We start from the raw sequence: 26,309 nt of genomic DNA on the forward strand, positions 1-26,309 counted from the left end.
CCCGGCAGTGCCGGGGCTTTTTCATTTGGGCGCGTTCGCCGCTGGCGCCACGTAGGCCTTGCGCGCGGCCCGGACTTCGTCGTGGTGCTCCGACGCCCACTGCGCCAGCATCTCCACGCGTTCGAAGAACGATTCGCCCAACGGGGTCAGCGCATAGTCGACGCGGGGCGGCACCGTGGGGAACACGACGCGGCTGACCAGGCCATCCTGTTCCAGGTGCCGCAGCGTCTGCGCGAGCATGCGCGGCGAGATGTCGGCCACGCGTTTGCGGACCTCGGAGAAACGCAGCGTGCCCATCGCCAGCTCGTGCAGCACGAGCACCGTCCAGCGGTCGCCAAGGCGGTCCAGCACATCCCGGATCGGGCAATTTTCGACAAGGATCAGGGATTGGCGGTGTAGCGTCATGAGGATCTCCGGGATCGGTTACCGCGCGGTAACCGGGTTACTTCGAACGCCCTGCTTGTACGGTCGCTCGCCATTACTACCATAGGGTAACCAATATCCTTTCCGTTACCAAACCCAGGAGCCGCCATGTCTTCCCCTACCCTGCTCGTCACCGGCGCGTCCGGCCATCTCGGCCGCACCGTGGTGCGCCACCTGCTTGAAACCCTGAAGGTTCCCGCGGCCAGCATCATCGCCACCAGTCGCAAGCCGGAGGCACTCGCCGACCTCGCCACCGCCGGCGTGACCGTGCGGGCCGCGGACTTCGATGCGCCCGCCACGCTGGCCGCCGCCTTCGCAGGCGCGGACCGGGTGCTGCTGGTCAGCACCGACGCCCTGCTGGAGCCGGGCAAGCGCCTGGCGCAGCACCGCGCCGCCGTCCAGGCGGCCGCCGAGGCGGGCGTGAAGCATGTCGTCTACACCTCGCTGCCCTCGCCGGCCACCTCGCACGTGTCGTTCGCACCCGACCATCTGGGCACCGAACAGGCGCTGGCGGCCAGCGGCCTCGGCTGGACGGTGCTTCGCAACGCGTGGTACGCCGAGAACCTGGCGTACTCGCTGCCGTCCGCGCTCGCATCGGGCGAATGGGTCACTGCCGCGGGCAATGGCGGCGTCGCCTACATCGCCCGCGAAGACCTGGCGCGCGCCGCGGCTGTCGCGCTCGCCGCCGACAGCACCGAGAACCGCACCTTCACCCTGACCGGCACGCAGGCGCTGTCCGCCGGCGATATCGCGGCGAAGGTCGCCGCAGCCACGGGCAAGCCGCTGTCCGTCGTCGGCGTCACCCCCGAGCAACTGGCCGAAGGGCTGCGCGGGCATGGTTTCCCGCCGGTGCTGGCCGATGTGTTCACGTCGTTCGATGTGGCGACGGCGGCGGGCGACCTGGGCGAAGTGACGGATGATTTCGCTGCACTTACCGGCCATGCGCCGTCGGCGTTCGACGCGTGGCTTCCCGCGCACCTCGACCTGCTGACCAAACCGCACTGATCCCTGGAACAAGAACCCCGGCCTGAGCCGGGGTTCTTTTCTTGCTGCGCGAGGAATGCCTCAGGCCTGCTTGGCCTTCTCCCTGGCGATCCACTGGTCCACGCGCCGCTCCAGCAGCGTCAGCGGCAGTGCGCCGCCGCCCAGCACGGTGTCGTGGAATCCCTTGATGTCGAACTTGTCGCCCAGTTCGGCCTCGGCCTTCCGGCGCAGTTCCTGGATCTTGATCATGCCCACTTTGTAGCCGGTGGCCTGGCCCGGCATGATCAGGTAGCGCTTCACCTCGGATTCGATCGCCGCGCGCGGTACCGCGCTGTTGGCATCGAAGTACTCCACGGCCTGCTGTTCCGTCCAGCCCTTGGCGTGCAGGCCCGTGTCCACCACCAGGCGGATCGCGCGCCACATTTCCGAGCTCAGGCGTCCGAACTCCGAATACGGATCCTGGTAGGTGCCCGGCATCTCCTTGGCCAGCCATTCCGCATACAGACCCCAGCCCTCGGCGTAGGCCGTGGTGTTGTACTGGGTGCGGAATTTCGGCACGCCGGTCAGTTCCTGCGCGATGGAGATCTGCATGTGGTGGCCCGGGATGCCCTCGTGGTACGCGATGACTTCCAGCTCCGGCTTCGGCATCGCGTTCATGTCGGACAGGTGCGCGTAGTACACGCCCGGGCGCGAACCATCCGGCGTGCCGGGGTAGTAGTGCTGCGCGGCGCCGTCCTGCTCGCGGAACGCCTCGACGCGCTTGACCACCAGGTCCGCCTTCGGCTGCAGGCCGAAATACTGCGGCAGCACCTTCTTGATGTTGTCGATGGCACGCGTGGCGTCGTCGATGTACGCCTGGCGGCCCGCGTCGGTATTGGGATACTTGAACTGCTTGTCGGTATCGATGAACGAGAAGAAAGCATCCAGGTCGCCCTTGAAGCCCACCTTGTCCTTCAGCGCCGTCATCTCGCCCTTGATGCGCTCGACTTCCTTCAGGCCCAGCGCATGGATCTCTTCGGCGCTCATGCCGGTGGTCGTCATCTGGCGCAGCTGGTACTCGTAGTACGCCTTGCCGTTCGGGTGCGTGCTGCCCACGCCGGTGGCATTCACCGCAGCCTTCGGCAGCTCTTCCCCGCTCCACGCGATCACGCGGTCGTATGCCGGCTTGAACTGCTCCAGCAGCGCCTTGCGGGCCTCGTCCTTCAACGCGGTGGCGCGGGCGGCGTCGATCTTGCTGGCCTTCACCAGCCCATCGGCCTTGGCCTGGGCATCGGCCCAGATCGCCGCGTCCGCGCCGGCCGAGAACGGTGCGCCGGTGATGACCTTCTTCGCCTGGTCGATGACGCCCTCATAGGCGAACTTGGGCGGACGGATGCCCTGCGTCGCCGAGGCGCGCGCGCGCTCCAGCAGCTGGTCGAAGGCGCGTCCGGTCGCGCTGATGCGTGCGATGTAGGCGGTGTAGTCGGATTCCTCCTCCACCTTGTGGAAGCTGATCAGGAACGTCGGCCAGAAGCCCTGCGCGCCGTTCATCTGGTCGAACGCGTAACCGTCCACCATGAAGGGCAGGCCGTCACGGGCGTTTTCGTACTGCAGCTTCCACAGGTCGTAGGACAGCTTCGCTTCGTCGTCGAGCTTGGCGTAGGCGAAGGTTTTCTCCATCTCCTCGACGCTGGCCTTCTGCCACGCGACCTGGTCGCGCGACGCCTGTTCGGACATGTCGTCCACCTGGTCGTACAGATCCTTGCGACCCTGGAAGGTCAGCTGGATGGGGCTGAACTTCAGCTGCTCTTCGTACTTCTTGTCGAACCACTCGTTCAGCCGCTTGCTCTCGGCGGCGATGTCGGCGGCGGATGCCACCGGGGCCGCGGCATCGGCGGCGCCAGCGGCCGGGGCATTGCCCTTGTCGCAGGCGGCGAGGGCCAGGGTCATGGCACAGACGATCAGGGTTTTGCGCATCGGGGTCTCCAGGAGGAAAACGGGGGACGCACCCCCGCATCAGGTCACTCTAGCGGACGGCCGGCCCCGTGGTCCCATGACCAAAGACGGGGGTCGCCGATACCCGTCTCCCGGAACGGAAAACGCCGCCTCGCGGCGGCGCTCTCCTTCAGCGGGATGGCAGTGGAACTCAGCGCAGCCCGGTCTCGTTGCGCGCGATCACCAGGCGCTGGATCTCCGAGGTGCCCTCGTAGATCTCGGTGATCTTGGCGTCGCGGAAGTACCGCTCGATCGGCATTTCCTTCGAATAGCCCATGCCGCCGTGGATCTGAAGCGCCTGGTGGGTGATCCACATGGCCGCTTCGGACGCGGTCAGCTTGGCGATGGCGGCCTCGTTGCTGAAACGCTGGCCCTGCCCCTTCACCCAGGCCGCGCGCAGCGTCAGCAGCGTGGCGGCGTCCAGCTTGCACTTCATGTCGGCGATCTTCGCCTGGGTCATCTGGAAGGTGCCGATCGGTGCGCCGAACGCCTTGCGCTCCTTCACGTACGCGATCGTCGCCTCGTATGCGGCACGCGCGATGCCGATGGCCTGGCTGGCGATGCCGATGCGGCCGGCATCCAGCACGCTCATGGCGATCTTGAAGCCCTCGCCTTCCTTGCCCAGCACGTCTTCCGGACGCACCACGTAGTCGGTGAACTCGATCTCGCAGGTGGCGGAAGCGCGGATGCCCAGCTTCGGCTCCGTCTTGCCCCGGTGGAAGCCCGGCTGGGAGGTGTCGATCATGAACGCACTGATGCCGCGCGCGCCCTTGTCGGGCTCGCTCATCGCGAACAGCACGATGTACTTCGCCACGGGGCCCGAGGTGATCCAGCTCTTCTTGCCGTTGACGACGAAGCTGCCATCGGCCTGCTTGACGGCGCGACAGCGCATCGCCGTGGCATCGGAACCGGACTGCGGCTCGGTGAGCGCGAACGCACCGATCTCGCGGCCTTCGGCGATCGCACGCACGTACTTCTGCTTCTGTTCCTCGGTACCGAAGGTCAGGATGCCGTTGCAGAACAGCGAGTTGTTGACCGACACGATGGTCGAATGCGCGGCATCGCCGGCGGCGATCTCGACCATGGCCAGCACGTAGGCGATCGGGTCCATGCCAGCGCCGCCGTACTCGGCAGGCACTTCGATGCCCATCAGGCCGTTCTCGCCGAGCAGGCGGATGTTCTCCAGCGGGAACTCGCCGGTCTTGTCGTGGTGCTCGGCGCTGGGGCCGATCTTCTCCTGGGCGATCCGGCGCGCCACGTCCTGGATCATCAACTGCTCTTCGTTAAACGCGAAATCCACGGCTACCCCTCGGCAAGCAAACTTTGAATACCAATTGTAACCCGCGGACCATCCGCGGCCGTATGCCAAGGGTTGACCCGGCCCGGGCCGGACCGTCAAAATATCTCTATATCGCGATAGGAAGATATTTATGGATCTGGAAGCCTGGTCGATCCGGCTGAAGGTCTTCGCCGACGCCACCCGTGTCCGTCTGCTGGCCCTGCTGGCCCGCGAGGAACTGACCGTCGCGGAGCTGTCCGCCATCACCCAGTTGGCGCAGCCGCGCGTGTCCACCCACCTCGCGAAGCTCAAGGAAGCCGGCCTGGTGCGCGACCGCCGCGCCGGCGTGTCCGCCTACTACCGCTTCGACGAAGACAATCTGGACACCGTCCAGCGCGAACTCTGGCGCAGCCTGCGCGACGGCAGCGACGACCCGCTGCTTCGCCAGGACGCCGAGCGCGTCGCCAGCGTGCTCGCCAACCGGGCCGCCGACCAGAACTGGGCCGACAGCGTCGCCGGCGACATGGAGCGCCATTATTCGCCCGGCCGCACCTGGGAGGCCCTGGCCCGCACCGCGCTGCCGCTGCTCGAGACCGGCGACGTGCTCGACATCGCCTCGGGCGATGGCGTGCTGGCGGAGCTGCTCTCCCCGCATTCCAACCGCTACATCTGCATCGACACCAGCGCCCGCGTGGTGGCGGCCGCTGGCGAACGTTTACGCCGTTTCCCCAACGTGGAAGTGCGTGAAGGGGACATGCATGCCTTGCCGTTCAAGGACGCCAGTTTCGACCTGGTCGTGCTGATGCATGCGCTCACCTACTCCACCAAGCCGGCGCAGGCCGTGGCGGAAGCCGCGCGGGTGCTTCGACGGGGCGGTCGCCTGCTGCTCAGCAGCCTGGCGAAGCACGAGCATCGCTCCGTGGTCGAGGCTTACAGCCACGTCAACCTGGGTTTCTCGGAGAAGGAACTGCGCAAGTTCGCCGAGAAGGCCGGGCTGGAGATCGCCAACGCCGAAACCGTCACCCGTGAACGCCGCCCGCCCCATTTCGAAGTGCTGTCGCTGACTGCCCTGAAGCCATGAAAACACTGCCCTGGTTGCATCCCACTCGCGCAGCACTGCTGCTCAAGGCGCTGGAAGAGCGCATCCTGATCATCGACGGCGCCATGGGCACGATGATCCAGCGCCACGGCCTGCAGGAAGCCGACTACCGCGGCGAACGCTTCGCGGATGGCTGCGACGCACAGCACGCGCACGAACACGGCCCAGGCTGCGACCACGACCTGAAGGGCAACAACGACCTGCTGCTGCTGACCAAGCCGGAGGTGATCGCCGGCGTGCACACCGCCTACCTCGATGCGGGCGCGGACCTGGTCGAGACCAATACCTTCAACGCGACCTCGGTCAGCCAGGCCGACTACCATCTCGAGCACCTGGTCTACGAATTGAACAAGGCCGGCGCCCGCGTCGCGCGCGCATGCTGCGACGCCGCCGAGGCCAGGACGCCGGACAAACCGCGTTTCGTGATCGGCGTGCTCGGCCCGACCAGCCGCACGGCCTCGATCAGCCCCGACGTCAACGACCCCGGCTTCCGCAACACCAGCTTCGATGAATTGCGCGGCACCTACCGCGAAGCCATCGAAGGCCTGATCGACGGCGGCGCCGATACGCTGATGGTGGAGACCATCTTCGACACGTTGAACGCAAAGGCCGCGCTGTATGCCATCGAGGAAGTGTTCGATGCGCGCGGCGGACGCCTGCCCGTCATGATCTCCGGCACGATTACCGACGCATCCGGCCGCACGCTGTCCGGCCAGACCGCGGAAGCCTTCTACACCTCCATCGCGCACAGCCGTCCCCTGTCGGTCGGACTGAACTGCGCGCTGGGCGCGAAGGATCTCCGCGAGCATGTCGATACGCTGGCCACCGTCGCCGACGCCTATGTCAGTGCGCATCCGAACGCCGGGCTGCCCAATGCCTTCGGCGAGTACGACGAGACGCCCGAAGAGATGGCGGCGACGCTGAAGGAGTTCGCCGAGTCGGGCCTGCTCAACCTCGTGGGCGGCTGCTGTGGCACCACGCCGGCCCACATCAAGGCGATCGCCGACGTCGTTGCCGGCTTGCCGCCCCGCCGCCTGCGCGCTGCCCTGGAGCAGGCCGCATGAGCACCGCCGCGCGCCACACGCGCCTGTCCGGCCTGGAGCCGCTGGTCATCACGCCGGACCTGCTGTTCGTCAACGTGGGCGAACGCACCAACGTCACCGGCAGCGCCCAGTTCCGCAAGCTGGTGAAGGAAGAGCGTTACGAGGAGGCCGTCGAGGTCGCGCGACAGCAGGTGGCGAGCGGTGCGCAGATCCTCGACGTGAACATGGACGAGGGCCTCATCGATTCCGAGAAGGCGATGGTCCGGTTCCTCAGCCTGATCGCCTCCGAACCCGACATCGCGCGCATTCCGGTGATGGTGGACTCGTCCAAGTGGAGCGTGATCGAGGCGGGCCTCAAGTGCCTGCAGGGCAAGGGCGTCGTCAACTCGATTTCGTTGAAGGAAGGCGAAGAAGCCTTCATCGACCATGCCCGCAAGGTGCTGCGCTACGGCGCCGCCGCGGTCGTCATGGCGTTCGACGAGACCGGACAGGCGGACACCTGCGCGCGCAAGGTCGAGATCTGCACGCGTGCTTACCGCATCCTGGTCGATGACGTGGGCTTCCCGCCGGAAGACATCATCTTCGACCCCAACATCTTCGCCGTCGCCACCGGTATCGAGGAGCACGACAACTACGCGGTGGACTTCATCGAAGCCACGCGGATCATCAAGCAGACCCTACCCCACTGCCATGTGTCCGGCGGCGTGTCGAACGTGTCGTTCTCCTTCCGCGGCAACGAGCCGGTACGCGCGGCGATCCACTCGGTGTTCCTGTACCACGCCATCCAGGCCGGCATGGACATGGGGATCGTCAACGCCGGCGGTCTTCCGGTTTACGACGACCTGGACGCAGAGCTGCGCGAGCGCGTGGAAGACGTGGTGCTCAACCGCCGCAAGGACGCCACCGAACGGCTGCTGGAAATCGCCGACCGCTACAAGGGGAAGAAAGGCGAAGCCCCGGTGGAGAATCTCGCCTGGCGCGAGAAGCCGGTCCGCGAGCGCCTGGCGCACGCCCTGGTGCACGGCATCGATGCCTTCGTCGAAGAGGATACCGAAGAAGCCCGGCAACAGGCTTCGCGTCCCCTGGATGTGATCGAAGGCGCCCTGATGGACGGCATGAACGTGGTCGGCGACCTGTTCGGCGCCGGCAAGATGTTCCTGCCGCAGGTGGTGAAGTCCGCGCGCGTGATGAAGAAGGCCGTGGCCTACCTGCTGCCCTATATCGAAGCCGAGAAACTGCGTACCGGCGATGCCGGCAAGTCCAACGGCAAGATCGTCATGGCCACGGTCAAGGGCGACGTGCACGATATCGGCAAGAACATCGTCGGCGTGGTCCTGGCCTGCAACAACTTCGACGTGGTCGATCTGGGCGTGATGGTGCCCACGCAGAAGATCCTCGACACCGCGCGCGCCGAGAACGCCGACCTGATCGGCCTGTCCGGCCTGATCACGCCATCGCTGGAGGAAATGACCCACGTGGCGCGCGAGATGCAGCGGCAGGGTTTCGAAACGCCGCTGCTGATCGGCGGCGCGACCACGTCGCGCGCGCATACGGCGCTGAAGATCGACCCGCATTACAAAGCCCCCACCGTGTGGGTGAAGGATGCCTCCCGCGCCGTCGGCGTGGCGCAATCACTGATCTCGCGCGACATGCGCACGGCCTTCGTGGCCGCCAACGATGCCGACTACGCCGAAATCCGCGAGCGCCACAAGAACCGCGGCGATGCGAAGCGCCTGGTGTCGCTGGAGAAAGCGCGAGGGCAGAAGTTCGAAGGCGGCTGGGCCGACTACGTGCCGCCCGCGCCGCGCCAGCCGGGCCTGCACGTGTTCGACGACTATCCGCTGACGGAACTGGTCGATTGCATCGACTGGACCCCGTTCTTCCAGGCCTGGGAGCTGGCCGGCAAGTTCCCGGCGATCCTGACCGACGACATCGTCGGCACCCAAGCCAGCGAGTTGTACCGCGACGCGCGCGCGATGCTGGACCGGATCGTCTCGGAGAAATGGCTGACCGCGAAGGCCGTGTTCGGCCTGTGGCCGGCGAACAGCGTGGGCGATGATGTGGAACTGACCCACGACGGCCGCACCGAGCGCCTGCACTTCCTGCGCCAGCAGGTGGACAAGCCCGCGGACCGTCCAGACTTCTGCCTGGCCGATTTCATCGCACCGAAGGACTCCGGCCGGCAGGACTGGATCGGCGCGTTCGCGGTCACCGCCGGCATCGGTATCGACGCGCATGTCGCGCGCTTCGAAGCCGACCACGACGACTACAACGCGATCCTGCTGAAGGCGCTGGCCGACCGTCTGGCCGAAGCGCTGGCCGAACGACTGCACCTGCGTGTACGCACGCACTTCTGGGGCTACGTCGCCGACGAAGCGCTCGACAACGACGCGTTGATCGCGGAGAAATATGTCGGCATCCGCCCGGCGCCCGGTTACCCCGCCTGCCCCGAGCATAGCGAGAAGGGCGCGCTGTTCCGCCTGCTCGATGCCGGAGCGAACGCCGGCATGTCGCTGACGGAGAGTTTCGCGATGCTGCCGACGGCGGCCGTTTCCGGCTACTACTTCAGCCACCCGCAGAGCCAGTATTTCGTGGTCGGGCGGGTGTCGAAGGAACAGGTGGCGGACTATGCGAAGCGCAAGGGCGTGGAGATCGCGCAGGTCGAGCGCTGGCTGGCCTCTAACCTGGACTACGATCCGGAGTGAAGCCGGGTGCTCCCGGCTAGAATGCGCCACCCTCCCCGTGGCCACCGCATCATGCCGTCGCTCCTTCCCGCCTGCCCAAGCCTGGTGACGCCTGTCGCGGGCGCGACCCGGCGCGCGCGATGAAGGCCGCCAAGGACCCATCGGGCTATCCCGCGGCGAAGCTGTCCAGCTTCTACTTCTTCTACTACGCCGTGCTGGGTGCGTTCACACCCTACTGGAGCCTGTACCTGGAGTCGCGCGGGCTCGGCGTCACCGCCATCAGCGTGCTGATGAGCCTGTGGTACGCCACCCGCATCGTCTCGCCGACGCTGTGGACCACGCTCGCCGCGCGCTCGCCGCGCCCGATCCGCTGGCTGCACCTGGGGTGCGCGCTGGCCGTGGGCAGCTTCGCCCTGTTCCTGCTGCCATGGCGTTACGTGGGCCTGTTCGCCGTGATGACGGCGTTCTGCTTCACCTACAACGCGGTGATGCCGCAGTTCGAGTCGATCACGATGTCGCACCTGGCGACGCGCAGCGATCGCTACGGCCTGATCCGCGTCTGGGGGTCGATCGGCTTCATCGTGGTGGTGGCGTCGTTCGGTTGGCTGATCGATGCGCGTCGGCTGGGCATCGGCGCCCTGCCCTGGCTGATGTTGCCGGTGCTGGCGGCCGTGCTGGGCTCCGCGCTGCTCAACCGTTACGCGCACGAGCCGGAAGCCCCGCCTGCGGCAGCAGGCGACGGCTTCCGCGCGCGCCTGCGGCAGCCCCGGGTGATCGCCTTCTTCGTCGCCGCCTTCCTGACCCAGATCTCGTTCGGCCCTTTCTACACGTTCTTCTCGATCTATCTTTCCGAGCACGGCTACACCACGGCCACGCAAGGCGTGCTCTGGACCGTGGGCGTGCTGGCGGAGATCGTGGTGTTCTTCCTGTCCAGCCGCATCTTCCGGCGCTGGGACGCGTCGCGCGTGCTGATGCTGGCGCTGCTGAGCGCCTCGGTGCGCTGGCTGGTGACGGCAATGTTTCCCGACAACATGCCGGTGATGGTGCTGGCGCAGCTGACCCACGCGCTCAACTTCGGCGCCTTCTTCGCCGCGGCCATGCAATTGCTGGTGCGCTTCTTCCCCGGCCGCCTCAATGGCCATGGCCAGGGCGTGTTCTACGGTCTGTCGTCCGGCGTCGGCGGTGTCTGCGGCGCACTGCTCGCCGGGCAGCTGTGGCGCTTCGGTGGCGAAACCGCCTTCATGGCGTCGTCCGGTATCGCCCTGCTCGCCGCGGCGATCGTGTGGCGGTGGCTGGTCCGCACGGATACGCACCCGGGCTCAAGCGGCGGCTGACGCCCTCACCACACCAGGTCGTCGGGCACCTGGTATTGCGGATCGGCGTAGGGATCGTCCCCCGCCGGCGCATTCGGATCGACCTTCAGGGCGACGGCAGGCGCAAAGATCGCTTCGGCCTCGGCCAGCACGGCGGACGAGACCAGCAGGTAGCGCCCGTTCTGCTGCACCACGCCGAGTTCGCCGGCATTGAGCGCCTTCAGCTGGTCGGCATTGACGTAGATGCGCTTGATCTTGCCGCCGTAGGGGAAATGGCGGGCGATGTCGGCTTCGGCATCGTTCAGCGCCTTGTCCTTGAGGAAGTCCTCCAGTTTCGCCTTGGCTTCGCGACGCAGGCGCGCTTCTTCCTGCTTCACCCGTTCGGCCTCGATCCGCTCATCCTTCTCGCGCTGCGCACGGATGGCGTAGGCCTTGGCCAGGTCGATGTCTTCCTGCGACCTCGGCTTGCGCGATTGGCCTTGCGGAGGACGCGGCTTGCCGGCGTGGGCTGGACGCGGCGGCGCGGCGCCCTTCCCGGGCGGCTTCTGGCCGGGTTTGCGCGCATCGGGCTTGCGCGTGTCGGGCTTGCGCTCGGGCTTGGGCGCCGGCTTGAAGCCCAGGCCCAACAACTGGTCTCGGAGGGAATCGCTCATCGGTCTATCGGGGGGAGAACGTACTGTCCCCACAGCGTATCAATAATGGGGCGGCGGCGGCTCGTTGGCGGGGTCCTCGAACAACGAGGACCGCACCTTGCCCAGCTCTTCCACCATGTGTCGCAGCAACAACGCGGTACGCTGGTTCTCGACGCGCGCGTCGGCGAGCGCTTCGCTCAGTTCGCCCAGCGCGTGCTCCTGGAACGCGAGGCGCGTTTCCAGCTCTACCAGGCGCTGCTCCAGCGCGTCGCGCTGGAGTGGCAGGTCAGCCTGCATGTATCGATCTCCCTCGTCCGATGCCGTAATAGGCGATGCCGGCGGCCTCGACCTCGGCGGGATCGTAAAGGTTGCGGCCATCGAACACCACGGCATCGGCCAAGGTCTCGCGCAGGCGGGCGAAATCCGGGCTGCGGAACTGCTTCCACTCGGTCACTACCACCAGCGCATCGGCACCCTCCAGCGCCGCGCGCGCATCGGTGCACAGCACCAGGTCCCCGCGCTCGCCGAAGACGCGGCCGGCCTCCTCGCGGGCTTCCGGGTCGTAGGCCCGCACGTTCGCACCCGCCTCCCACAACTCGGCCAGCAGCCGGCGGCTGCTCGCTTCGCGCATGTCGTCGGTATTGGGCTTGAACGCCAGGCCCCAGACGGCGAAGGTCTTGCCACGCACGCCCTCATCCTCGCCACGGTCGTAGTGGCGCTGGATCAGTTCGAACAGGTGGCCCTTCTGGCGTTCGTTGACGCCTTCCACGGCCTGCAGCAGTTCGGGTGCGTAGCCGTGTTGCTGCGCGGTCTTGGCCAGCGCCTGCACGTCCTTGGGAAAGCACGAGCCCCCGTAGCCGGCGCCGGGGTAGATGAAGTGCCAGCCGATGCGCGGGTCCGACCCGATGCCCTGGCGCACCTGCTCGACGTCCGCACCCACGCGCTCGGCGATGTTGGCGATCTCGTTCATGAAGCTGATCTTCGTCGCCAGCATCGCGTTGGCGGCGTACTTGGTCAGCTCGGCCGAGCGCACATCCATCACCACGATGCGCTCGTGGTTGCGGTTGAACGGCGCGTACAGCCGGCGCAGCTTGTCCACCGCCTGCGGGCGCGCCGCACCGATGATGATGCGGTCCGGCCGCATGCAGTCGTTGACCGCATCGCCTTCTTTCAGGAATTCCGGGTTGGACACCACGTCAAACGCCACCTCGACGCCACGCGATGCCAGTTCGGCCTCGATCGTCGCCTTGACCTTGTCCGCGGTACCCACCGGCACGGTGGATTTGTTCACCACCGTGCAGGGCCGCTCGATGTGGCGACCAATCGTCCTGGCCACGGCCAGCACGTATTGCAGGTCGGCGCTGCCGTCCTCGTCCGGCGGGGTGCCCACCGCGATGAAGAGCACGTCGCCATGCGCGATCGCCGCGGCCGCCTCGGTCGTGAAGCGCAACCGGCCCGCGGCGTGGTTGGCCTTCACCATCGGCGACAGGCCGGGCTCGTAGATCGGCACGATGCCCTGGTTCAGGCCGTCGACCTTGGCCGGGTCGATGTCGACACAGACCACGTCATGCCCGACGTCCGACAGGCACGTGCCTGTCACCAACCCAACGTAACCCGTGCCGAAAATGGCTACTCGCATGCTGCGGCCTCCTGGACCCCGTCGCGGCTATTGCAACCGACGACTATTGCAGGATGCCCATCAGCTCCACGTCAAACGTGAGGGTCGCGTCCGGGCCGATCTTGCCGCCGGGTGCGCCGCTCGCGCCGTAAGCCAGGCCGGAGGGAATCCAGAAGCGGTACTTGGCGCCGACCGGCATCAGCGAGACGCCTTCGGTCCAGCCCGCGATCACGCCATTGAGCGGGAATTCGGCCGCCTGGCCACGCTCGTACGAACTATCGAAGACGTCGCCGCTCAACAGCTTGCCTTCGTAGTTGACGCGCACGCGGCTCGTCGGCATCGGGCGCTGGCCGTTGCCCTGGCGCAGCACCATGTACTGCAGGCCCGACGGCGTGGTGATCACGCCCGGCTTGCTCTTGTTCTCGGCGAGGAATTTCGCGCCCTCGTCACGGTTGCGCTGGGCGACGCCCGCCTGACGCTTGGTCAGGTAGGCCTTCATCTCGGCCTGCGCCTGCTCGAGGGTCAGCAACGGTGTCCCACTCTTGCCGGCGACGGCGCGCACGGCCTGTGCAAGCACGGCCGGATCGACTTCGTCCTTGAACGGCAACAGCGAAGGACCGACAACGTACGTACCGAGGAACAGGCCTACCTTGGTCTTGTCGACCGGCGGCGGTGCGCTGCCCGGCGGCATGCCGGGAATCGGCTGGCCATCGGCCACGGCGAGATTCACGCGCAGCAACTGGTCGGTGGCCTGCGCTTCCTGTTCGGTGATCAGCGGGGGCTTGCCCGCGAACGTGTTGACGATCGCGCGCTCAAAGGCTGCGGTGTCGAGGAACGCACCCACGGGCTGCAGCGAGCTGCCGACGTCCACGCCGATGGCGTAGCTGACCTTGTCGCGCTCGGTCACCAGCGCGGTTTTTTCCTGTGCAGACACGCTGCCTCCCAGCATCGAAAACGAGATTCCCAACAACGCGGCAATGCCGCGGACCGACCGCTTCATCCTTCTCACTCCTGGAGCCTGCGCCGGGAAGATGGCGCCAACCTCTTATTGTGGCATGCCCGCCGCCTTCCACGGCGGCAGCGTCAACGCTTTGCGCGCGGCATCGCCAGCTCGCGTTCGATGGCGGCGACCAATGCGGGATCGTCGGGCTTGATCTTGCTGGGGAAGTTCGCGACCACGCGCCCGTCGCGCGAAATCAGGTACTTGTGGAAATTCCAGCCCGGCGCGGTGCCGGTGGTCTGCGTGAGCGCCTTGTACAACGGTGTGGCGTCATCGCCGATCACGGACACCTTTTCGAACATCGGGAACTTCACGCCGTAGGTAAGCGTGCAGAACTCCTGGATTTCCTTCTCGGTGCCGGGTTCCTGGCCCTTGAAGTCGTTCGACGGGAAGCCGAGTACCGCGAAGCCCTTCGCCGCGTAGTGCTGGTGCAGGGCTTCCAGGCCCTCGTACTGGGGCGTGTAACCGCACTTACTGGCGGTATTGACCACCAGGAGCACCTGCCCGGCGTACTGTTTCTTCAGGTTCACGGGGGTCTTCCCGGTCAACGGCCGGTAGCTGACGTCCAGCAGACCGGCTGCCAAAGCGATCGAAACGGCGCCAAGGAGCGCCACAAAAGCAATGTATTTCAGCAACTTGGATGTCATGACCCACTCCGCTAGTACGAACATGACAAGTATGCCTTCAGTTGGGTGACAAAACCTTGCAAGGGAGTTGACGCCCTGTGTTTTGGTGTTATAGTTGAATACAACACCACTCACCCAACGCAGCGGGGGATGCCATGAACCAGAAACTGACCCACACACTGCCCAGCCTGGCCGTCGGCGGCCTGCTGCTGGCGATCGGGGTGCTGGCGACCGTCACCGGTGCCCGCACGGCCGAGGTGGAATCCGCCGCGCTGGTCGGCGCGCTGGAATCCGATGCCCGCGAGATCGCAGGCGATGACCGCAACCCGGAGACGCGGCAGCACAAGCGCCGCGCCCGGGCCTCGCTGGCCATGCCCTACTTTTCCTTTGGCCAATCGCTGCGTCCGAGGAGCTGAGCCATGACGTCCATCCAATGGAGCGACGGCGCTCCCATCTACCGCCAGCTGAAGGATCGCGTGATCGCGATGATGCTGGACGGGATCCTGAAGCCGGGCGACGCCCTGCCCTCCGTCCGCCAGGTGGCGGCGGAGTACCAGCTGAATCCGATTACCGTATCGCGCGCCTACCAGGAACTGGCCGATGAGGCCCTGGTGGAGAAGCGCCGCGGCCTGGGCATGTTCGTCACCGACGAAGCGTCCAAGAAGCTGCGCGGCACCGAGCGCGAGCGGTTCCTGACCGAAGAGTGGCCGGCCGTCGCCGAGCGCATCGAGCGCCTGGGCCTGTCCATCGAAGAGCTGCTGCAATCCAAGGGGAACAAGTGATGAATGCCGCAATCGCCAACACCGTGGTCAATGCCCACGGTCTACGCAAGGCCTACAAGAACAAGCTCGCGCTGGACAACACCAGCTTCGAGATCGAAGCGGGCAAGATCATCGGCCTGATCGGTCCGAACGGCGCGGGCAAGACCACTGCGCTCAAGGCCATCCTCGGGCTGACGCCGTTCGAGGGCCAGCTGAAGGTGCTGGGCCTGGATCCGCGCAAGGACCGCGACGAACTGATGAAGGACGTCTGCTTCATCGCCGACGTCGCCGTGCTGCCGCGCTGGATGAAGGTCAAGGAGGCCATCGACTTCGTCGAAGGCGTGCACCCGCGCTTCGATCGCGCCAAGTGCGAGCGCTTCATCGCCAACACCCAGCTCAAGCCCAACCTGCGCGTGCGCGAGATGTCCAAGGGCATGATCGTGCAGCTGCACCTGGCGCTGGTCATGGCCATCGACGCCAGGCTGCTGGTGCTGGACGAGCCCACGCTGGGCCTGGACATCCTCTACCGCAAACAGTTCTACCAGCGCCTGCTGGAAGACTATTTCGATGAGCAGAAGACCATCATCGTCACCACCCACCAGGTCGAGGAGATCGAACACATCCTCACCGACGTGATGTTCATCCGCGACGGCAAGATCGTCCTGACCTCGCAGATGGACGAAGTCGCCGAGCGTTACACCGAAGTGCTCGTCAGTGGTGGAGACGCGGCCGACCAGGCGCGCGCTCTGAAACCGATCGACGAGCGCGCCCTGCCCTTCGGCAAGACCGTGTTGCTGTTCGACGGCGTACCGAAAGCGCAGCTCGCCCCGCTCGGCGAGACCCGCACCCCCGGCCTCGCCGACCTGTTCGTCGCCATCATGAAAGGAACCTACGCATGAACGCCGTGACTTCGACGTTGGGCAAACCCTCCAAGCCGGGCGCGTTCAAATGGCTGATCAAGCGCGAGTTCTGGGAGAACCGCGGCGGCTTCTTCTGGGCACCCGTGATCACCGGCGGCATCTTCGTGGTGCTCAACCTGATCCTGGCCGTCATCGGGAGCATCGCCGCGCGCGGCTCCATGGACGGCGGCGGCTTCAGCGTTGAGGAAGCGCCCCGCAAAGCGGAGATGATCGTCGGCGGCATCGGCGACGGCATGCTGCTCGGTGGCGTGATCCTGGCCTGCGTGGTGCTGGCGTTCGTGGTGTTCTTCTACGCCCTGGGCACGCTGTACGACGATCGTCGCGACCGCAGCGTCCTGTTCTGGAAGTCGCTGCCGGTCTCCGACACCCACATGGTCCTGTCGAAGCTCGCCTGGGCATTGGTCCTGGCGCCGCTGCTGGCCGTGAGCGTCGGCATCCTGATCGGACTGTGCATGTGGCTGATCTCGGCGCTGACCATCAGCATCAACGGTCTGCCCGCCGGCGGCGCGATCTTCACCCACTCGCATCCGCTGCGCGTCATCGGCGGCGTGGTCAGCTCGCTGCCGGTCTACATGTTCTGGTCCCTGCCGGCGATCGGCTGGCTGATGTTCTGCTCCGCCTGGGCACGCAGCAAGCCGTTCCTGTGGGCCGTGCTGGTGCCGGTGCTGGCCTGCGTGATCATCAGCATGACCGACATCTTGCCGGGCCTGAAGATCCGCCACGACCTGGTCTGGTACACGGTGGTCTACCGCGGCCTGTTGAGCGTGGTGCCGGGCGCCTGGTTCCCGACCTTGCAGGGCGGTGCCGCCAACCCGCACACCGAGATCAACACGCCTGACGAACTGGCCAACGCGATCGACCTGACCCGCAGCTGGCAAGCCTTCGCCTCGGCCGACCTGTGGATCGGCGCCGCCATCGGCGTGGCCCTGATCGTCGGTGCAATCTACCTGCGGCGCTGGCGCGAAAGCGAATAAGCCCGACCCCGGTGGCGGCTTCGGCCGCCACCTTTCCAAGACACCCGAGAGGACGACCCATGCCCCGCACGCCTGCCCTCCTGCGCACGCTCCCCTTCGTTGCCATGATCGCACTGGCCGCCTGCCAGCCCGCACCGGACAAGAACGACAACGCGCCGACCGGCATCGCCGCCAAGGCGATGGACGAAGCCCGCAAGGGCCTGGGTGAAGCCAGCCAGGAACTGCAGAAAGCCCAGAGCGAGATCGACGCGGCGCGCCAGAAGCTGGCCACCGAGAACCTCACGCTCAACCGCAACGAGAACCAGAACCTGCCCAAGGCGGAGATCACCCCGGCGGGCGAGCTGCTGATCGAGGGCAAGTCCGTGGCGACCACGCCCGAGCAGAAGGAAAAGGTACTTGCCTACCGCGGCGCCATGATCACCGTGGTCGGCGACGGCATGGCGATCGGCATGGAAGGCGCAAAGGTCGGCATCGATGCCGCCGCCAGCGCGCTCAAGGGCGTCCTGGCCGGACAGTCCGGCGACGAGATCGGCAAGCAGGTCGGCGCGGAAGCGAAGACCAAGATGAAGCCGATGGTCGACCAGCTCTGCGGTCGCCTGCCGGCGCTGCTCACCGCGCAGCAGGCGCTCGCGGCCTCCGTGCCCGAGTTCAAGCCCTATGCCAGCATGGACCAGGCCGACGTCGACGACTGCGCCAGCCAGTCCGACTGGGACTTCTGATTTCCGCGACACGGAGAACCACCGCATGCGCATGACGACCGCCACCCCGATCCTGTTCCTTGCGACCGCGCTGCTTGCGGCACCCGCATTCGCGCAGGACGAACACTGCAAGCATTCCGCCCCGCGCCAACTGAAGCTCGACACCGCCGGCGCCAAGGCCGTCGTGTTCGACATCGGCCACAACGACCTGCGTGTCGACGCGTCGCCGGGCGCGGCGGTTTCGCTGCAAGGCAAGGCGTGCGCTTCCCAGGCCGATGCGTTGCCGAGCCTGAAGCTGACCCAGGAGCGCGTTGGCGACAAGCTGGTGGTCCGCGCGTGGCGCGAGGGCCGTTTCAGTGGCGTGTTCTTCGGCAACAACTACGCGTACCAGACGCTGTCGGTGACCCTGCCCGACACGCTGCCGGTACAGCTCAAGGTCGGTTCCGGCGACGCCAGCGTGACCGGCGCAGCGGTGCTGAGCGCTGACGTCGGCTCCGGCGATGTGGTGGCGCGCGGCATCCGCGGCCTGGCCGCTGTATCCGTCGGCTCCGGCGACATCGAACTCGACGACGTCGGGGCGTTGCGTGTGATTTCCATCGGCTCCGGCGACGTCACCGCGCGCGGTGTACGTGGCGCCGTGCACGTCGGCAGCATCGGTTCGGGCGACTTCACCCTCGTACGCGGCACCGGCAACGTCGAGATCGGCTCGATCGGTTCCGGCGACGCCGAATTGCGCGATGTCGGCGGCGACGTCGTGGTCGGGTCGGTCGGCTCCGGCGGTGTCGAAGCCCGCAATGTCGCAGGCGCGCTCACCGTGCGCTCGGTCGGCAGCGGCGACGTGCACCACGAGGGCGTGAAGGGCGCCGTCGATCTCCCGAAACACCATTGATTTCCAAGGAACGACCATGACCCGATTCGCACCGCTCGCCCTTGCGATTTCCGTCGTCTTCCTGGCCGCCTGTTCCGGCAAGGACAAGGCGCCCGACACCGGCAGCCGCATCGAAGCCTCGGGGGCGTTGTGGGGCCAGAGCATCACGCTCAACACGACCGGCCAGCCGAAGGCGGAAATCTCCGCCAAGGGCGACTTCATCATCGCCGGCAAGCAGGTGGAGGTGAACGACGCACAGCGCGCCCTGCTGGTGGCCTACCACCGTGAACTGGGCGGCATCGCCGATGCCGGCATCGCGACCGGCAAGGAAGGCGTCAAGCTCGCCGGCAAGGCCGTGGGCGCCGCGGTGAAGGGCATTTTCAGCGGCAATCCGGACCAGATCGACAAGGAGATCGAAGCCGAGGCCAAGAAGGTCGAAGACGAAGCGATGAAGATCTGCGACCGCCTGCCGGGCCTGTACAAGGCGCAGCAGGAACTCGCCGCCGCCCTGCCCGCGTTCCAGCCCTACGCCACGATGGACGAAGGCGACGTGGAAGACTGCCGCACGGACCAGAACGACAGCCACGAGGCCGGCGAGGATGTCGGCCGCGCCATTGGCCAGGCGATCAAGGGCGAGACAGACGCCGAAAAGAATGCCGCCGCTGAAGCCGATGCCGCCGCGGCGGAGCCCGCCAAGCCCTGACTCCGCCGTAGACCGTCTGCCGCCGCATAGCGGCGGACGGGGTTTCAGCCGCCGCCGCCACCCGCCTTGCCGTGGATGCCGCCCTTGGCCAGCACGGCCGGGTCCAGCAGTGGCTTGAGCGTCTTCTCCGGCAAGCCGGTGACCTCGCGTGCCACCTCCAGCACCGGCCGGTTCTGCTTGTAGGCCTGCTTGGCGATCGCCGCGCCTTTCTCGTAGCCGATCACCGGGTTCAGCGCGGTGACCAGGATGGGGTTGCGGTCCAGCGCTTCCTTCACCCGATCGCCCCGCACCTTCAACCCCGCGATGCAATCGTCGGCCAGCAGTCGCGACACGTTCGACAGCAGCTGCATCGCATCCAGCAGGTTGTGCGCGATCAGCGGCAGGGTGACATTGAGCTGGAAGTTGCCGGTCTGGCCCGCCACCGTCACTGCGGTGTGGTAGCCCATGACCTGCGCGCAGACCATCACGGTCGCTTCGGGAATCACGGGATTCACCTTGCCCGGCATGATCGAACTGCCGGGCTGCAGTGCAGGCAGTTCCACTTCACCCAGGCCGGCCAGCGGCCCGGAGTTCATCCAGCGCAGGTCGTTGGCGATCTTGGTCAGCGCGACGGCCAGCGCACTGAGCTGGCCCGAGAGTTCGACCGCGTCGTCCTGCGCCGCCAGGCCCTCGAACTTGTTGGCCGCGCTTTCGAAGCGGGTACCCGTGCGGGCCGACAGTGCCTTGGCCACCCGCGTGCCGAAGCGCGGATCGGCATTGATGCCGGTACCGATCGCCGTGCCGCCCAGCGGCAAGCGGCGCACGCGCTTGAGCGTGTCTTCGATCCGTGCCTGCGCCGACGACAGCTGCGCCGACCAGGCCGAGAACTCCTGGCCGAAGGTCAGCGGCATGGCATCCATCAGATGGGTGCGACCCGTCTTGACCACCTTCCCCAACGCACGGCCACGCGCATCGATGGTCCTGCGCAGGTGCTTGATGGCCGGCAGCAGGTCTTCCACCGCCGCCAGCTGCGCGGCGACGCGGATCGCCGTGGGGATCACGTCGTTGGAGCTCTGGCCGAGGTTGACGTGATCGTTCGGGTGCACCTGCGCCTTGCCCGCGCGCGAAGCGAGGTTGGCGATCACCTCGTTGGCGTTCATGTTGGACGAGGTGCCGGAACCGGTCTGATAGACGTCGATCGGAAAATGCGCGTCGTGCGCGCCCTCGGCAACCTCGAGCGCGGCGCCCTGCACGGCCTTCGCGATGCCCTTGGGCAGCAGGCCCAGGCCCGCATTGACCTCGGCCGCCGCCGCTTTCACCAGTCCCAGCGCGCGGATGAATCCACGCGGCATCGGCCGGCCGGAAATCGGGAAGTTCTGCACCGCGCGCTGCGTCTGCGCGCCCCAGAGAGCCTCCGCAGGCACCTGCAGCTCGCCCATGCTGTCGTGTTCGACGCGGGTCCGGCCCACGGTCTTCTTGCTGGTCATCACCGTCTCCTGGAAGGAATTCACGGCTTGCGCGCCGGCGAGGGCCGGTGGCTGGCGGGGGCCGACAGGATACGCGAGGCCGGTTCGGCCGCTTCCCGGGGTAAAATGAAACGATCCTTTTCAGCCCTCCCCGCCCCCATGTCGGAATCGTCCCTGCTCGCCCTCTCTCCGCTCGATGGCCGCTACGCCGGCAAGGTCGATGCGCTGCGCCCGATCTTTTCCGAGTACGGGCTGATCCGTGCCCGCGTGAAGGTGGAGGTCGAGTGGCTGCTGGCGCTGGCCGCGGAGCCGGGCATCGTCGAACTGGCCGCCTTCTCCGACGGCGCGAAGGCCCGCCTGCGCGCGCTGGCCGACGGCTTCAGCGTCGCCCATGCCGCCCGGGTCAAAGAGATCGAGCGCACCACCAATCATGACGTCAAGGCGGTGGAGTACTTCATCAAGGAGCAGTTGAAGGACGATGCCGAACTCGCACCGGCGCTGGAGTTCGTCCATTTCGCTTGCACCAGCGAAGACATCAACAACCTGTCTTACGGCCTGATGCTGGAACAGGCCCGCCGCGAGGTGCTGCTGCCCGCGCTGGACGGCGTCGCCGGCATGCTGCGCACGCTCGCCCATGCGCAGGCCGCGCAGCCGATGCTGTCGCGCACGCACGGCCAGACCGCTTCCCCGACCACGCTGGGCAAGGAGATCGCCAACGTCGTCGCCCGCCTCGAGCGCCAGCGTGCGCAGATCGCCGCGGTGGAACTGACCGGCAAGATCAACGGCGCGGTGGGCAACTACAACGCGCATGTAGCCAGCTACCCGGACGTGGACTGGCCGGCGTTCGCGCAGCGCTTCGTCGAAGGCCTGGGCCTGGTGTTCAACCCCTACACCACCCAGATCGAGCCGCACGACAACGTCGCCGAGATCGGTGATGCCGCACGCCGCGCCAACACCATCCTGGTCGACCTGGCCCGCGACATCTGGGGCTACATCTCGCTGGGCTACTTCAAGCAGCGGCTCAAGGAAGGCGAAGTGGGCAGTTCCACCATGCCGCACAAGGTCAACCCGATCGACTTCGAGAATGCGGAAGGCAACTTCGGCATCGCCAACGCGCTGTTCGAGCATTTCAGCGCCAAGCTGCCGATCAGCCGCTGGCAGCGCGACCTGACCGATTCCACCGTGCTGCGCGCCCTAGGCACCGCCTTCGGCCATACGCAGGTGGCGCTGGATTCGCTGGCCAAGGGCCTGGGCAAGCTGGAAGTGAACCCGCAGCGCCTGAACGCCGACCTCGATGCCGCCTGGGAAGTGCTGGCCGAGGCCGTGCAGACCGTCATGCGCCGCCACGGCCTGCCGAACCCGTACGAACAGCTGAAGGCGCTGACGCGCGGCCAGGGCATCACCGCCGATTCGATGCGCAGCTTCATCGAGTCGCTCGACCTGCCGGCGGACGCCAAGCAGCGCCTGCGCGAGATGACGCCGGGCAGCTACACCGGCCTGGCCGAGCGCCTCGCCCGGGACATCTGACCTGCGGAGGCGGGAACGGCGATGCACCTGTTGATCAACATCGACGTCCCCGATCTTCCCGCTGCGGAAGCGCTGTACACGCGCGCCTTCGGGCTCTCCGCCGGGCGACGCTTCGGCGATGGCGGCGTCGAGCTGTTGGGGGCGCAGGCACCGATCTATGTGCTGCAGAATGCGGCCGGGTCCGTCGCCGCTGCCGAGGCGCGCCGCGACTACACCCGCCACTGGACGCCCGTGCACCTGGACGTGGTGGTGGACGCCCTTGAACCTGCCCTGGAGCGCGCCCTCCGGGCCGGACTGGTGCAGGAAGCCGAGATCCGCGACGCGAACTGGGGCCGCATCGTCCGCCTGGCCGACCCGTGGGGCCACGGCTGGTGCCTGCTGCAGTTCGTCAACCGCGGCTACGACGAGATCGCCACATGATGTTCCGCTCCTTCCTGCTTGGCGGCCTGCTTGCCTGGGCACTCCCGTCCGCCACGCTCGCGGCCGATGCGCCCGCCGCCAAGGCCTGCGCCGATGATGCCGGCTGGAACGATCCCGCGACGCCCTTGCGGGTCTACGGCAACACCTGGTTCGTCGGCACCTGCGGGATCAGCGCATTGCTGGTGACGTCCGATGCCGGCCACATCCTGATCGATGCCGCCACGCCGCAGGCCGGCCCGCAGATCCTGGCCAACATCCGCACGCTCGGCTTCAACCCCGAGGACGTGCGCGCGATCGTGTTCTCGCACGAACACTACGACCATGCCGGCAGCCTGGCCGAGTTGCAGCGCGCCACCGGTGCGCCCGTGTACGCACGTGCGCCCGCCGTCGGCACGTTGAAGCGCGGCACCCCGGACCGCAGCGATCCGCAGCTCGAGGTATCCGAACCCATCGCCCCGGTCGAGCGCGTCGTCACCCTTACCGACGACGGCGTCGTGCGCGTCGGGCCGCTGGCCCTGCAAGCCGTCGCTTCGCCCGGCCACACACCCGGGGGCACCAGTTGGACCTGGCGTTCGTGCGAAGGCGATGTCTGCCACCAGATGGTCTATGCCGACAGCCTGACCGCGATCTCCGACGACGTGTACCGTTACAGCGACGAGCAGGCACACCCGGGCTACGTGGCCGCATTTCGCGACACGCTGGCACGGATCGCCGCGCTCGACTGCGACGTACTGATCACGCCCCACCCCTCGGCAAGCAGGCTGTGGTCGCGGATGGGTCCCGGCGCCCGCGCGCCGCTGTCCGATACCGGTGCCTGCCGTGCGTATGCGAACACCGCCACCCAGCGCCTCGACAAGCGCCTGGCCGACGAAGCCGCCATGACGACGCCCGCCCATCCTTGATCGGCATCAATGCCCGGCGCGTCGCTTTCGGCGACGCTGACCTCCCCCTTCCCTGCACGACGCGTTGCCGCGTGAATACGACCCGATGAACAAGAAGACTTCCGCCCGTGCCCCTTCGCTTCCATTCGAGATCGACGCCACGCGCGAACATCCGCTGGGCATGCCTGCCGAGCGCTTCCTGCGCGATTACTGGCACAAGCGCCCCCTGCTGATCCGCAATGCCTTCCCCGGTTTCGAAACTCCGGTGCAGCCGGAAGACCTGGCCGGCCTGGCCTGCGAAGAGGGCGTGCTGGCGCGGATGATCAGCCTGGACCGCGCCACCGGCGCGTGGGATGTCCGTACCGGTCCGTTCCAGGAAGAGGATTTCCCCGGCCTGCCCGACCACGACTGGACCCTGCTGGTGCAGGACGTGGACAAGTGGGATGCCGACGTGCGCGCGCTGCTGGACCAGTTCCGCTTCCTGCCGCGGTGGCGCGTGGACGACATCATGATCAGCTTCGCGGCCACCGGCGGCTCGGTCGGCGCACACGTGGATCATTACGACGTGTTCCTGTTGCAGGCGCAGGGCGAGCGCCGCTGGGCGATCGACGCCAGCGTGGCGATGGGCAAGCCGGCACCGGATCTCGGATTCCAGGAAGACGTGGCGATCAAACTGCTGCGGCAGTTCGACCCCACCCACGAATGGGTGCTCTCGCCCGGCGACATGCTGTACCTGCCGCCGCTGGTCCCGCACCACGGCGTGGCGGAAAACCCCTGCCTGACGTTCTCGGTGGGCATGCGTGCGCCGTCGTCGGCCGAACTGATCGGCGACTACCTGGACACGCTGATCGCCGATGCCGACGAGGCCGTGCGCTACCACGACGAAGACCTGGCCACCCCGCAGGACCCCAACGAGATCGACCCGCGCGCCATGGAGCGCGTGGTCGAGGCCTTGAACGCGCTGCGCATGAACGATCCCGACCTGGTCGGCGACTGGTTCGGCCGTTTCATCACCACCTATCGCGCCTCCGGCGACGTGATGCCGTCGCCCGATGCGCCTTCGCGGATCGAGATGGAGTGGGACCTGCAGCAGGGCGCACGCCTGCTGCGGCACCCGTTCTCGCGGTTCGCCTGGCGCCGGCGCAAGAAGGGGGCCACCCTGTTCTGCAACGGCCTGGACTACGCCCTGCCGGTCAAGGAGGCGCAGGCGCTGGCCGCACTGGAAAGCCTCGACGGCCCGACCTATGGCGCCTTGAGTGAGGCAGGCCGCGACGCGGTGATGGCGCTCGCGGCGCAGGGCCATTACCAGCTGGCCCTGGACGACGACGACCCGGCCTCCGAGGACCAAGACCCATGACCACCCCGGATTTCCGCATCGAGGCGGCCGACTACGCCGCCACGCTGGACGACCTGCGGCGCGTCCGCGACGTGGTCTTCATCGAGGAGCAAGGGGTGCCGCGCGACCTCGAGCAGGACGCGCTCGACCCGCTGTGCCACCACGTGATCGCCCGCGATCCCCACGGCGCGCCCATCGGCACCGCCCGCCTCACCCCGGACCACCGGATCGGGCGCATGGGCGTGCTCTCCGCCTGGCGCGGCCGAGGCGTTGGCGAGGCCCTGCTCCTCGCGCTGCTGGCGGAAGCCCGCCAGCGCCAATGGCCAACGGTGTCCCTGCATGCCCAGGTGGATGCCGAACGGTTCTATGCCCGACATGGCTTCCTGCCCGAAGGCGAGCGTTTCGTCGAGGCCGGCATCGAGCACCAGGGCATGCGCCGGGTGCTGGGCGGCACCGCCACCATCGCCCACCGGGCCGAAGCCGTCGCGATCACCACCGCCGTCATCGTGCAGGCGCGTCGCTCGCTCTCGATCTACAGCCGTGCGCTGGATCCGGGGCTGTGGGACGCGCCGCCCGTGCTGGATGCCCTGCGCCGGTTCGCCACGCACCGCACCGGCGTGCAGGTCCAGGTCCTCCTGCAGGATGCGGCGACGCCCCAGCATGCTTTGGCGCCCCTGATCGGCCTGGGCCAGCGCCTGCCCAGCGTGTTCGCCTTCCGCGACGTGCAGGACCCCGTGGACCTGCCCTATACCGCGGCCTTCGTCGCCAACGACGACCATGGCTACTACTATCGCCCGCTCGGCCATCGCTTCGATGGCGAAGCGGGCCTGGAGCATGCAGGACGCGCCCGCCAGCTGCGCGACGAGTTCACCCAGATGTGGGAACGCGCGCGTCCTGTCACGGAATTCCGCGCACTCGGCCTCTGACAGAGACCTCAGGGAACGCACCGCGCGCCCCTTCGCGGGCCCGTGTCCTGCGTCTTTAGTCCAATCCGGTTACGCCCCCTTCCCGGCATGGGGGTATAATTTCTGGGTTTTCGTCCATGTCCGTCGGACATCGCGCGACATGGACCGTAAGCGCCTCCTCGACTACCCCACAGCA

Annotated in this window: 26 protein-coding genes; 17 read left to right on the top strand and 9 right to left on the bottom strand. The window is 67.2% G+C overall.

All coding sequences use genetic code 11. The annotated features are described in order from the left end of the window. Nucleotides 1–21 precede the first annotated feature (21 nt). Entirely contained in the window at nucleotides 22–405 is a 384-nt protein-coding gene (locus ASD72_RS12885; protein ID WP_056880357.1) for a helix-turn-helix domain-containing protein, read from the bottom strand. A gap of 126 nt (nucleotides 406–531) precedes the next feature. On the opposite strand from ASD72_RS12885, the gene ASD72_RS12890 reads away from it, so the two are divergent. Continuing rightward, entirely contained in the window at nucleotides 532–1,428 is an 897-nt protein-coding gene (locus ASD72_RS12890; RefSeq protein WP_056880358.1) for an NmrA family NAD(P)-binding protein, read from the top strand. A gap of 60 nt (nucleotides 1,429–1,488) precedes the next feature. On the opposite strand, the gene ASD72_RS12895 is transcribed toward ASD72_RS12890, so the two are convergent. Together ASD72_RS12895 and ASD72_RS12900 are read right to left on the bottom strand one after the other, a co-directional pair. Next, a complete protein-coding gene (locus tag ASD72_RS12895; protein WP_056880359.1) occupies nucleotides 1,489–3,363 on the bottom strand; it encodes a DUF885 domain-containing protein in 1,875 nt (624 codons plus the stop codon). Between the two features lie 169 nt (nucleotides 3,364–3,532). Then, nucleotides 3,533–4,681 (bottom strand): acyl-CoA dehydrogenase family protein, encoded by a 1,149-nt coding sequence (locus ASD72_RS12900; protein ID WP_056880360.1) that lies wholly within the window; start codon nucleotides 4,679–4,681, stop codon nucleotides 3,533–3,535. A gap of 130 nt (nucleotides 4,682–4,811) precedes the next feature. On the opposite strand from ASD72_RS12900, the gene ASD72_RS12905 reads away from it, so the two are divergent. The 4 genes from ASD72_RS12905 (at nucleotide 4,812) to ASD72_RS12920 (ending at nucleotide 10,820) form a co-directional block, all read left to right on the top strand. Further along, entirely contained in the window at nucleotides 4,812–5,741 is a 930-nt protein-coding gene (locus ASD72_RS12905) for a metalloregulator ArsR/SmtB family transcription factor (RefSeq protein ID WP_056880361.1), read from the top strand. Further along, the gene (locus ASD72_RS12910; RefSeq protein ID WP_056880362.1) at nucleotides 5,738–6,823 is read left to right on the top strand and encodes a homocysteine S-methyltransferase family protein; all 1,086 of its coding nucleotides are present in this window, start codon (nucleotides 5,738–5,740) and stop codon (nucleotides 6,821–6,823) included. The genes ASD72_RS12905 and ASD72_RS12910 overlap by 4 nt, the downstream gene beginning before the upstream one ends. Beyond that, nucleotides 6,820–9,507, top strand: a complete 2,688-nt coding sequence (gene metH / locus ASD72_RS12915; protein WP_056880363.1) for a methionine synthase — start codon at nucleotides 6,820–6,822, stop codon at nucleotides 9,505–9,507. The genes ASD72_RS12910 and metH overlap by 4 nt, the downstream gene beginning before the upstream one ends. Nucleotides 9,508–9,626: 119 nt before the next feature. After that, nucleotides 9,627–10,820 carry an MFS transporter gene (locus ASD72_RS12920; protein ID WP_056880364.1) on the top strand — a complete coding sequence of 398 codons (1,194 nt, stop codon included), beginning with the start codon at nucleotides 9,627–9,629 and terminating at the stop codon, nucleotides 10,818–10,820. Nucleotides 10,821–10,825: 5 nt separating this feature from the next. On the opposite strand, the gene ASD72_RS12925 is transcribed toward ASD72_RS12920, so the two are convergent. From ASD72_RS12925 to ASD72_RS12945, 5 genes are all read right to left on the bottom strand, one after another. Beyond that, nucleotides 10,826–11,452 (bottom strand): DUF2058 family protein, encoded by a 627-nt coding sequence (locus tag ASD72_RS12925; protein ID WP_056880365.1) that lies wholly within the window; start codon nucleotides 11,450–11,452, stop codon nucleotides 10,826–10,828. A 39-nt stretch (nucleotides 11,453–11,491) separates the two neighbouring features. Then, a complete protein-coding gene (locus ASD72_RS12930; RefSeq protein WP_056880366.1) occupies nucleotides 11,492–11,728 on the bottom strand; it encodes a SlyX family protein in 237 nt (78 codons plus the stop codon). Further along, a complete protein-coding gene (locus ASD72_RS12935) occupies nucleotides 11,718–13,070 on the bottom strand; it encodes a UDP-glucose/GDP-mannose dehydrogenase family protein (protein WP_056880367.1) in 1,353 nt (450 codons plus the stop codon). The genes ASD72_RS12930 and ASD72_RS12935 overlap by 11 nt, the downstream gene beginning before the upstream one ends. 43 nt (nucleotides 13,071–13,113) lie before the next feature. Continuing rightward, complete coding sequence (locus tag ASD72_RS12940) at nucleotides 13,114–13,998, bottom strand: FKBP-type peptidyl-prolyl cis-trans isomerase (protein ID WP_235578018.1); 885 nt, start codon at nucleotides 13,996–13,998, stop codon at nucleotides 13,114–13,116. Between the two features lie 134 nt (nucleotides 13,999–14,132). Continuing rightward, the gene (locus ASD72_RS12945) at nucleotides 14,133–14,696 is read right to left on the bottom strand and encodes a glutathione peroxidase (protein WP_056880369.1); all 564 of its coding nucleotides are present in this window, start codon (nucleotides 14,694–14,696) and stop codon (nucleotides 14,133–14,135) included. A gap of 134 nt (nucleotides 14,697–14,830) precedes the next feature. Here ASD72_RS12945 and ASD72_RS12950 point away from each other — a divergent pair, with 134 nt between their 5' ends. From ASD72_RS12950 to ASD72_RS12980, 7 genes are read left to right on the top strand one after another with little or no spacing between them, the layout of a single operon-like run. Continuing rightward, entirely contained in the window at nucleotides 14,831–15,091 is a 261-nt protein-coding gene (locus tag ASD72_RS12950; RefSeq protein ID WP_056880370.1) for a hypothetical protein, read from the top strand. Nucleotides 15,092–15,094: 3 nt separating this feature from the next. Beyond that, a complete protein-coding gene (locus tag ASD72_RS12955) occupies nucleotides 15,095–15,457 on the top strand; it encodes a GntR family transcriptional regulator (protein ID WP_056880371.1) in 363 nt (120 codons plus the stop codon). After that, a complete protein-coding gene (locus ASD72_RS12960) occupies nucleotides 15,457–16,335 on the top strand; it encodes an ABC transporter ATP-binding protein (RefSeq protein ID WP_056880372.1) in 879 nt (292 codons plus the stop codon). Before ASD72_RS12955 ends, ASD72_RS12960 begins: the two co-directional genes overlap by 1 nt. Beyond that, on the top strand, nucleotides 16,332–17,330 hold the full coding sequence (locus ASD72_RS12965) for a hypothetical protein (RefSeq protein ID WP_056880373.1): 999 nt from the start codon (nucleotides 16,332–16,334) through the stop codon (nucleotides 17,328–17,330). Before ASD72_RS12960 ends, ASD72_RS12965 begins: the two co-directional genes overlap by 4 nt. A gap of 59 nt (nucleotides 17,331–17,389) precedes the next feature. Continuing rightward, the gene (locus tag ASD72_RS12970; protein ID WP_056880374.1) at nucleotides 17,390–18,049 is read left to right on the top strand and encodes a hypothetical protein; all 660 of its coding nucleotides are present in this window, start codon (nucleotides 17,390–17,392) and stop codon (nucleotides 18,047–18,049) included. Nucleotides 18,050–18,074: 25 nt separating this feature from the next. Continuing rightward, on the top strand, nucleotides 18,075–18,917 hold the full coding sequence (locus ASD72_RS12975) for a DUF4097 family beta strand repeat-containing protein (protein ID WP_056880375.1): 843 nt from the start codon (nucleotides 18,075–18,077) through the stop codon (nucleotides 18,915–18,917). A 16-nt stretch (nucleotides 18,918–18,933) separates the two neighbouring features. Then, the gene (locus tag ASD72_RS12980; protein WP_056880376.1) at nucleotides 18,934–19,599 is read left to right on the top strand and encodes a DUF2884 family protein; all 666 of its coding nucleotides are present in this window, start codon (nucleotides 18,934–18,936) and stop codon (nucleotides 19,597–19,599) included. A 44-nt stretch (nucleotides 19,600–19,643) separates the two neighbouring features. Here ASD72_RS12980 and ASD72_RS12985 read toward each other — a convergent pair whose 3' ends face one another. Further along, on the bottom strand, nucleotides 19,644–21,065 hold the full coding sequence (locus ASD72_RS12985; protein WP_056880377.1) for a class II fumarate hydratase: 1,422 nt from the start codon (nucleotides 21,063–21,065) through the stop codon (nucleotides 19,644–19,646). Nucleotides 21,066–21,203: 138 nt separating this feature from the next. Here ASD72_RS12985 and purB point away from each other — a divergent pair, with 138 nt between their 5' ends. The 5 genes from purB (at nucleotide 21,204) to ASD72_RS13010 (ending at nucleotide 26,134) form a co-directional block, all read left to right on the top strand. Continuing rightward, nucleotides 21,204–22,571 carry an adenylosuccinate lyase gene (gene purB / locus ASD72_RS12990; RefSeq protein WP_056880378.1) on the top strand — a complete coding sequence of 456 codons (1,368 nt, stop codon included), beginning with the start codon at nucleotides 21,204–21,206 and terminating at the stop codon, nucleotides 22,569–22,571. Between the two features lie 21 nt (nucleotides 22,572–22,592). Then, entirely contained in the window at nucleotides 22,593–22,991 is a 399-nt protein-coding gene (locus tag ASD72_RS12995) for a VOC family protein (protein ID WP_056880379.1), read from the top strand. Then, nucleotides 22,988–23,893 (top strand): subclass B3 metallo-beta-lactamase, encoded by a 906-nt coding sequence (gene bla / locus ASD72_RS13000; protein WP_056880380.1) that lies wholly within the window; start codon nucleotides 22,988–22,990, stop codon nucleotides 23,891–23,893. Before ASD72_RS12995 ends, bla begins: the two co-directional genes overlap by 4 nt. Before the next feature lie 85 nt (nucleotides 23,894–23,978). After that, a complete protein-coding gene (locus ASD72_RS13005) occupies nucleotides 23,979–25,229 on the top strand; it encodes a cupin domain-containing protein (protein WP_056880381.1) in 1,251 nt (416 codons plus the stop codon). Beyond that, nucleotides 25,226–26,134 carry a GNAT family N-acetyltransferase gene (locus ASD72_RS13010; protein WP_081420328.1) on the top strand — a complete coding sequence of 303 codons (909 nt, stop codon included), beginning with the start codon at nucleotides 25,226–25,228 and terminating at the stop codon, nucleotides 26,132–26,134. The genes ASD72_RS13005 and ASD72_RS13010 overlap by 4 nt, the downstream gene beginning before the upstream one ends. The last annotated feature ends 175 nt before the right edge of the window (nucleotides 26,135–26,309 follow it).

It is taken from the genome of Pseudoxanthomonas sp. Root630, assembly GCF_001427585.1.
Classification (GTDB): domain Bacteria; phylum Pseudomonadota; class Gammaproteobacteria; order Xanthomonadales; family Xanthomonadaceae; genus Pseudoxanthomonas_A.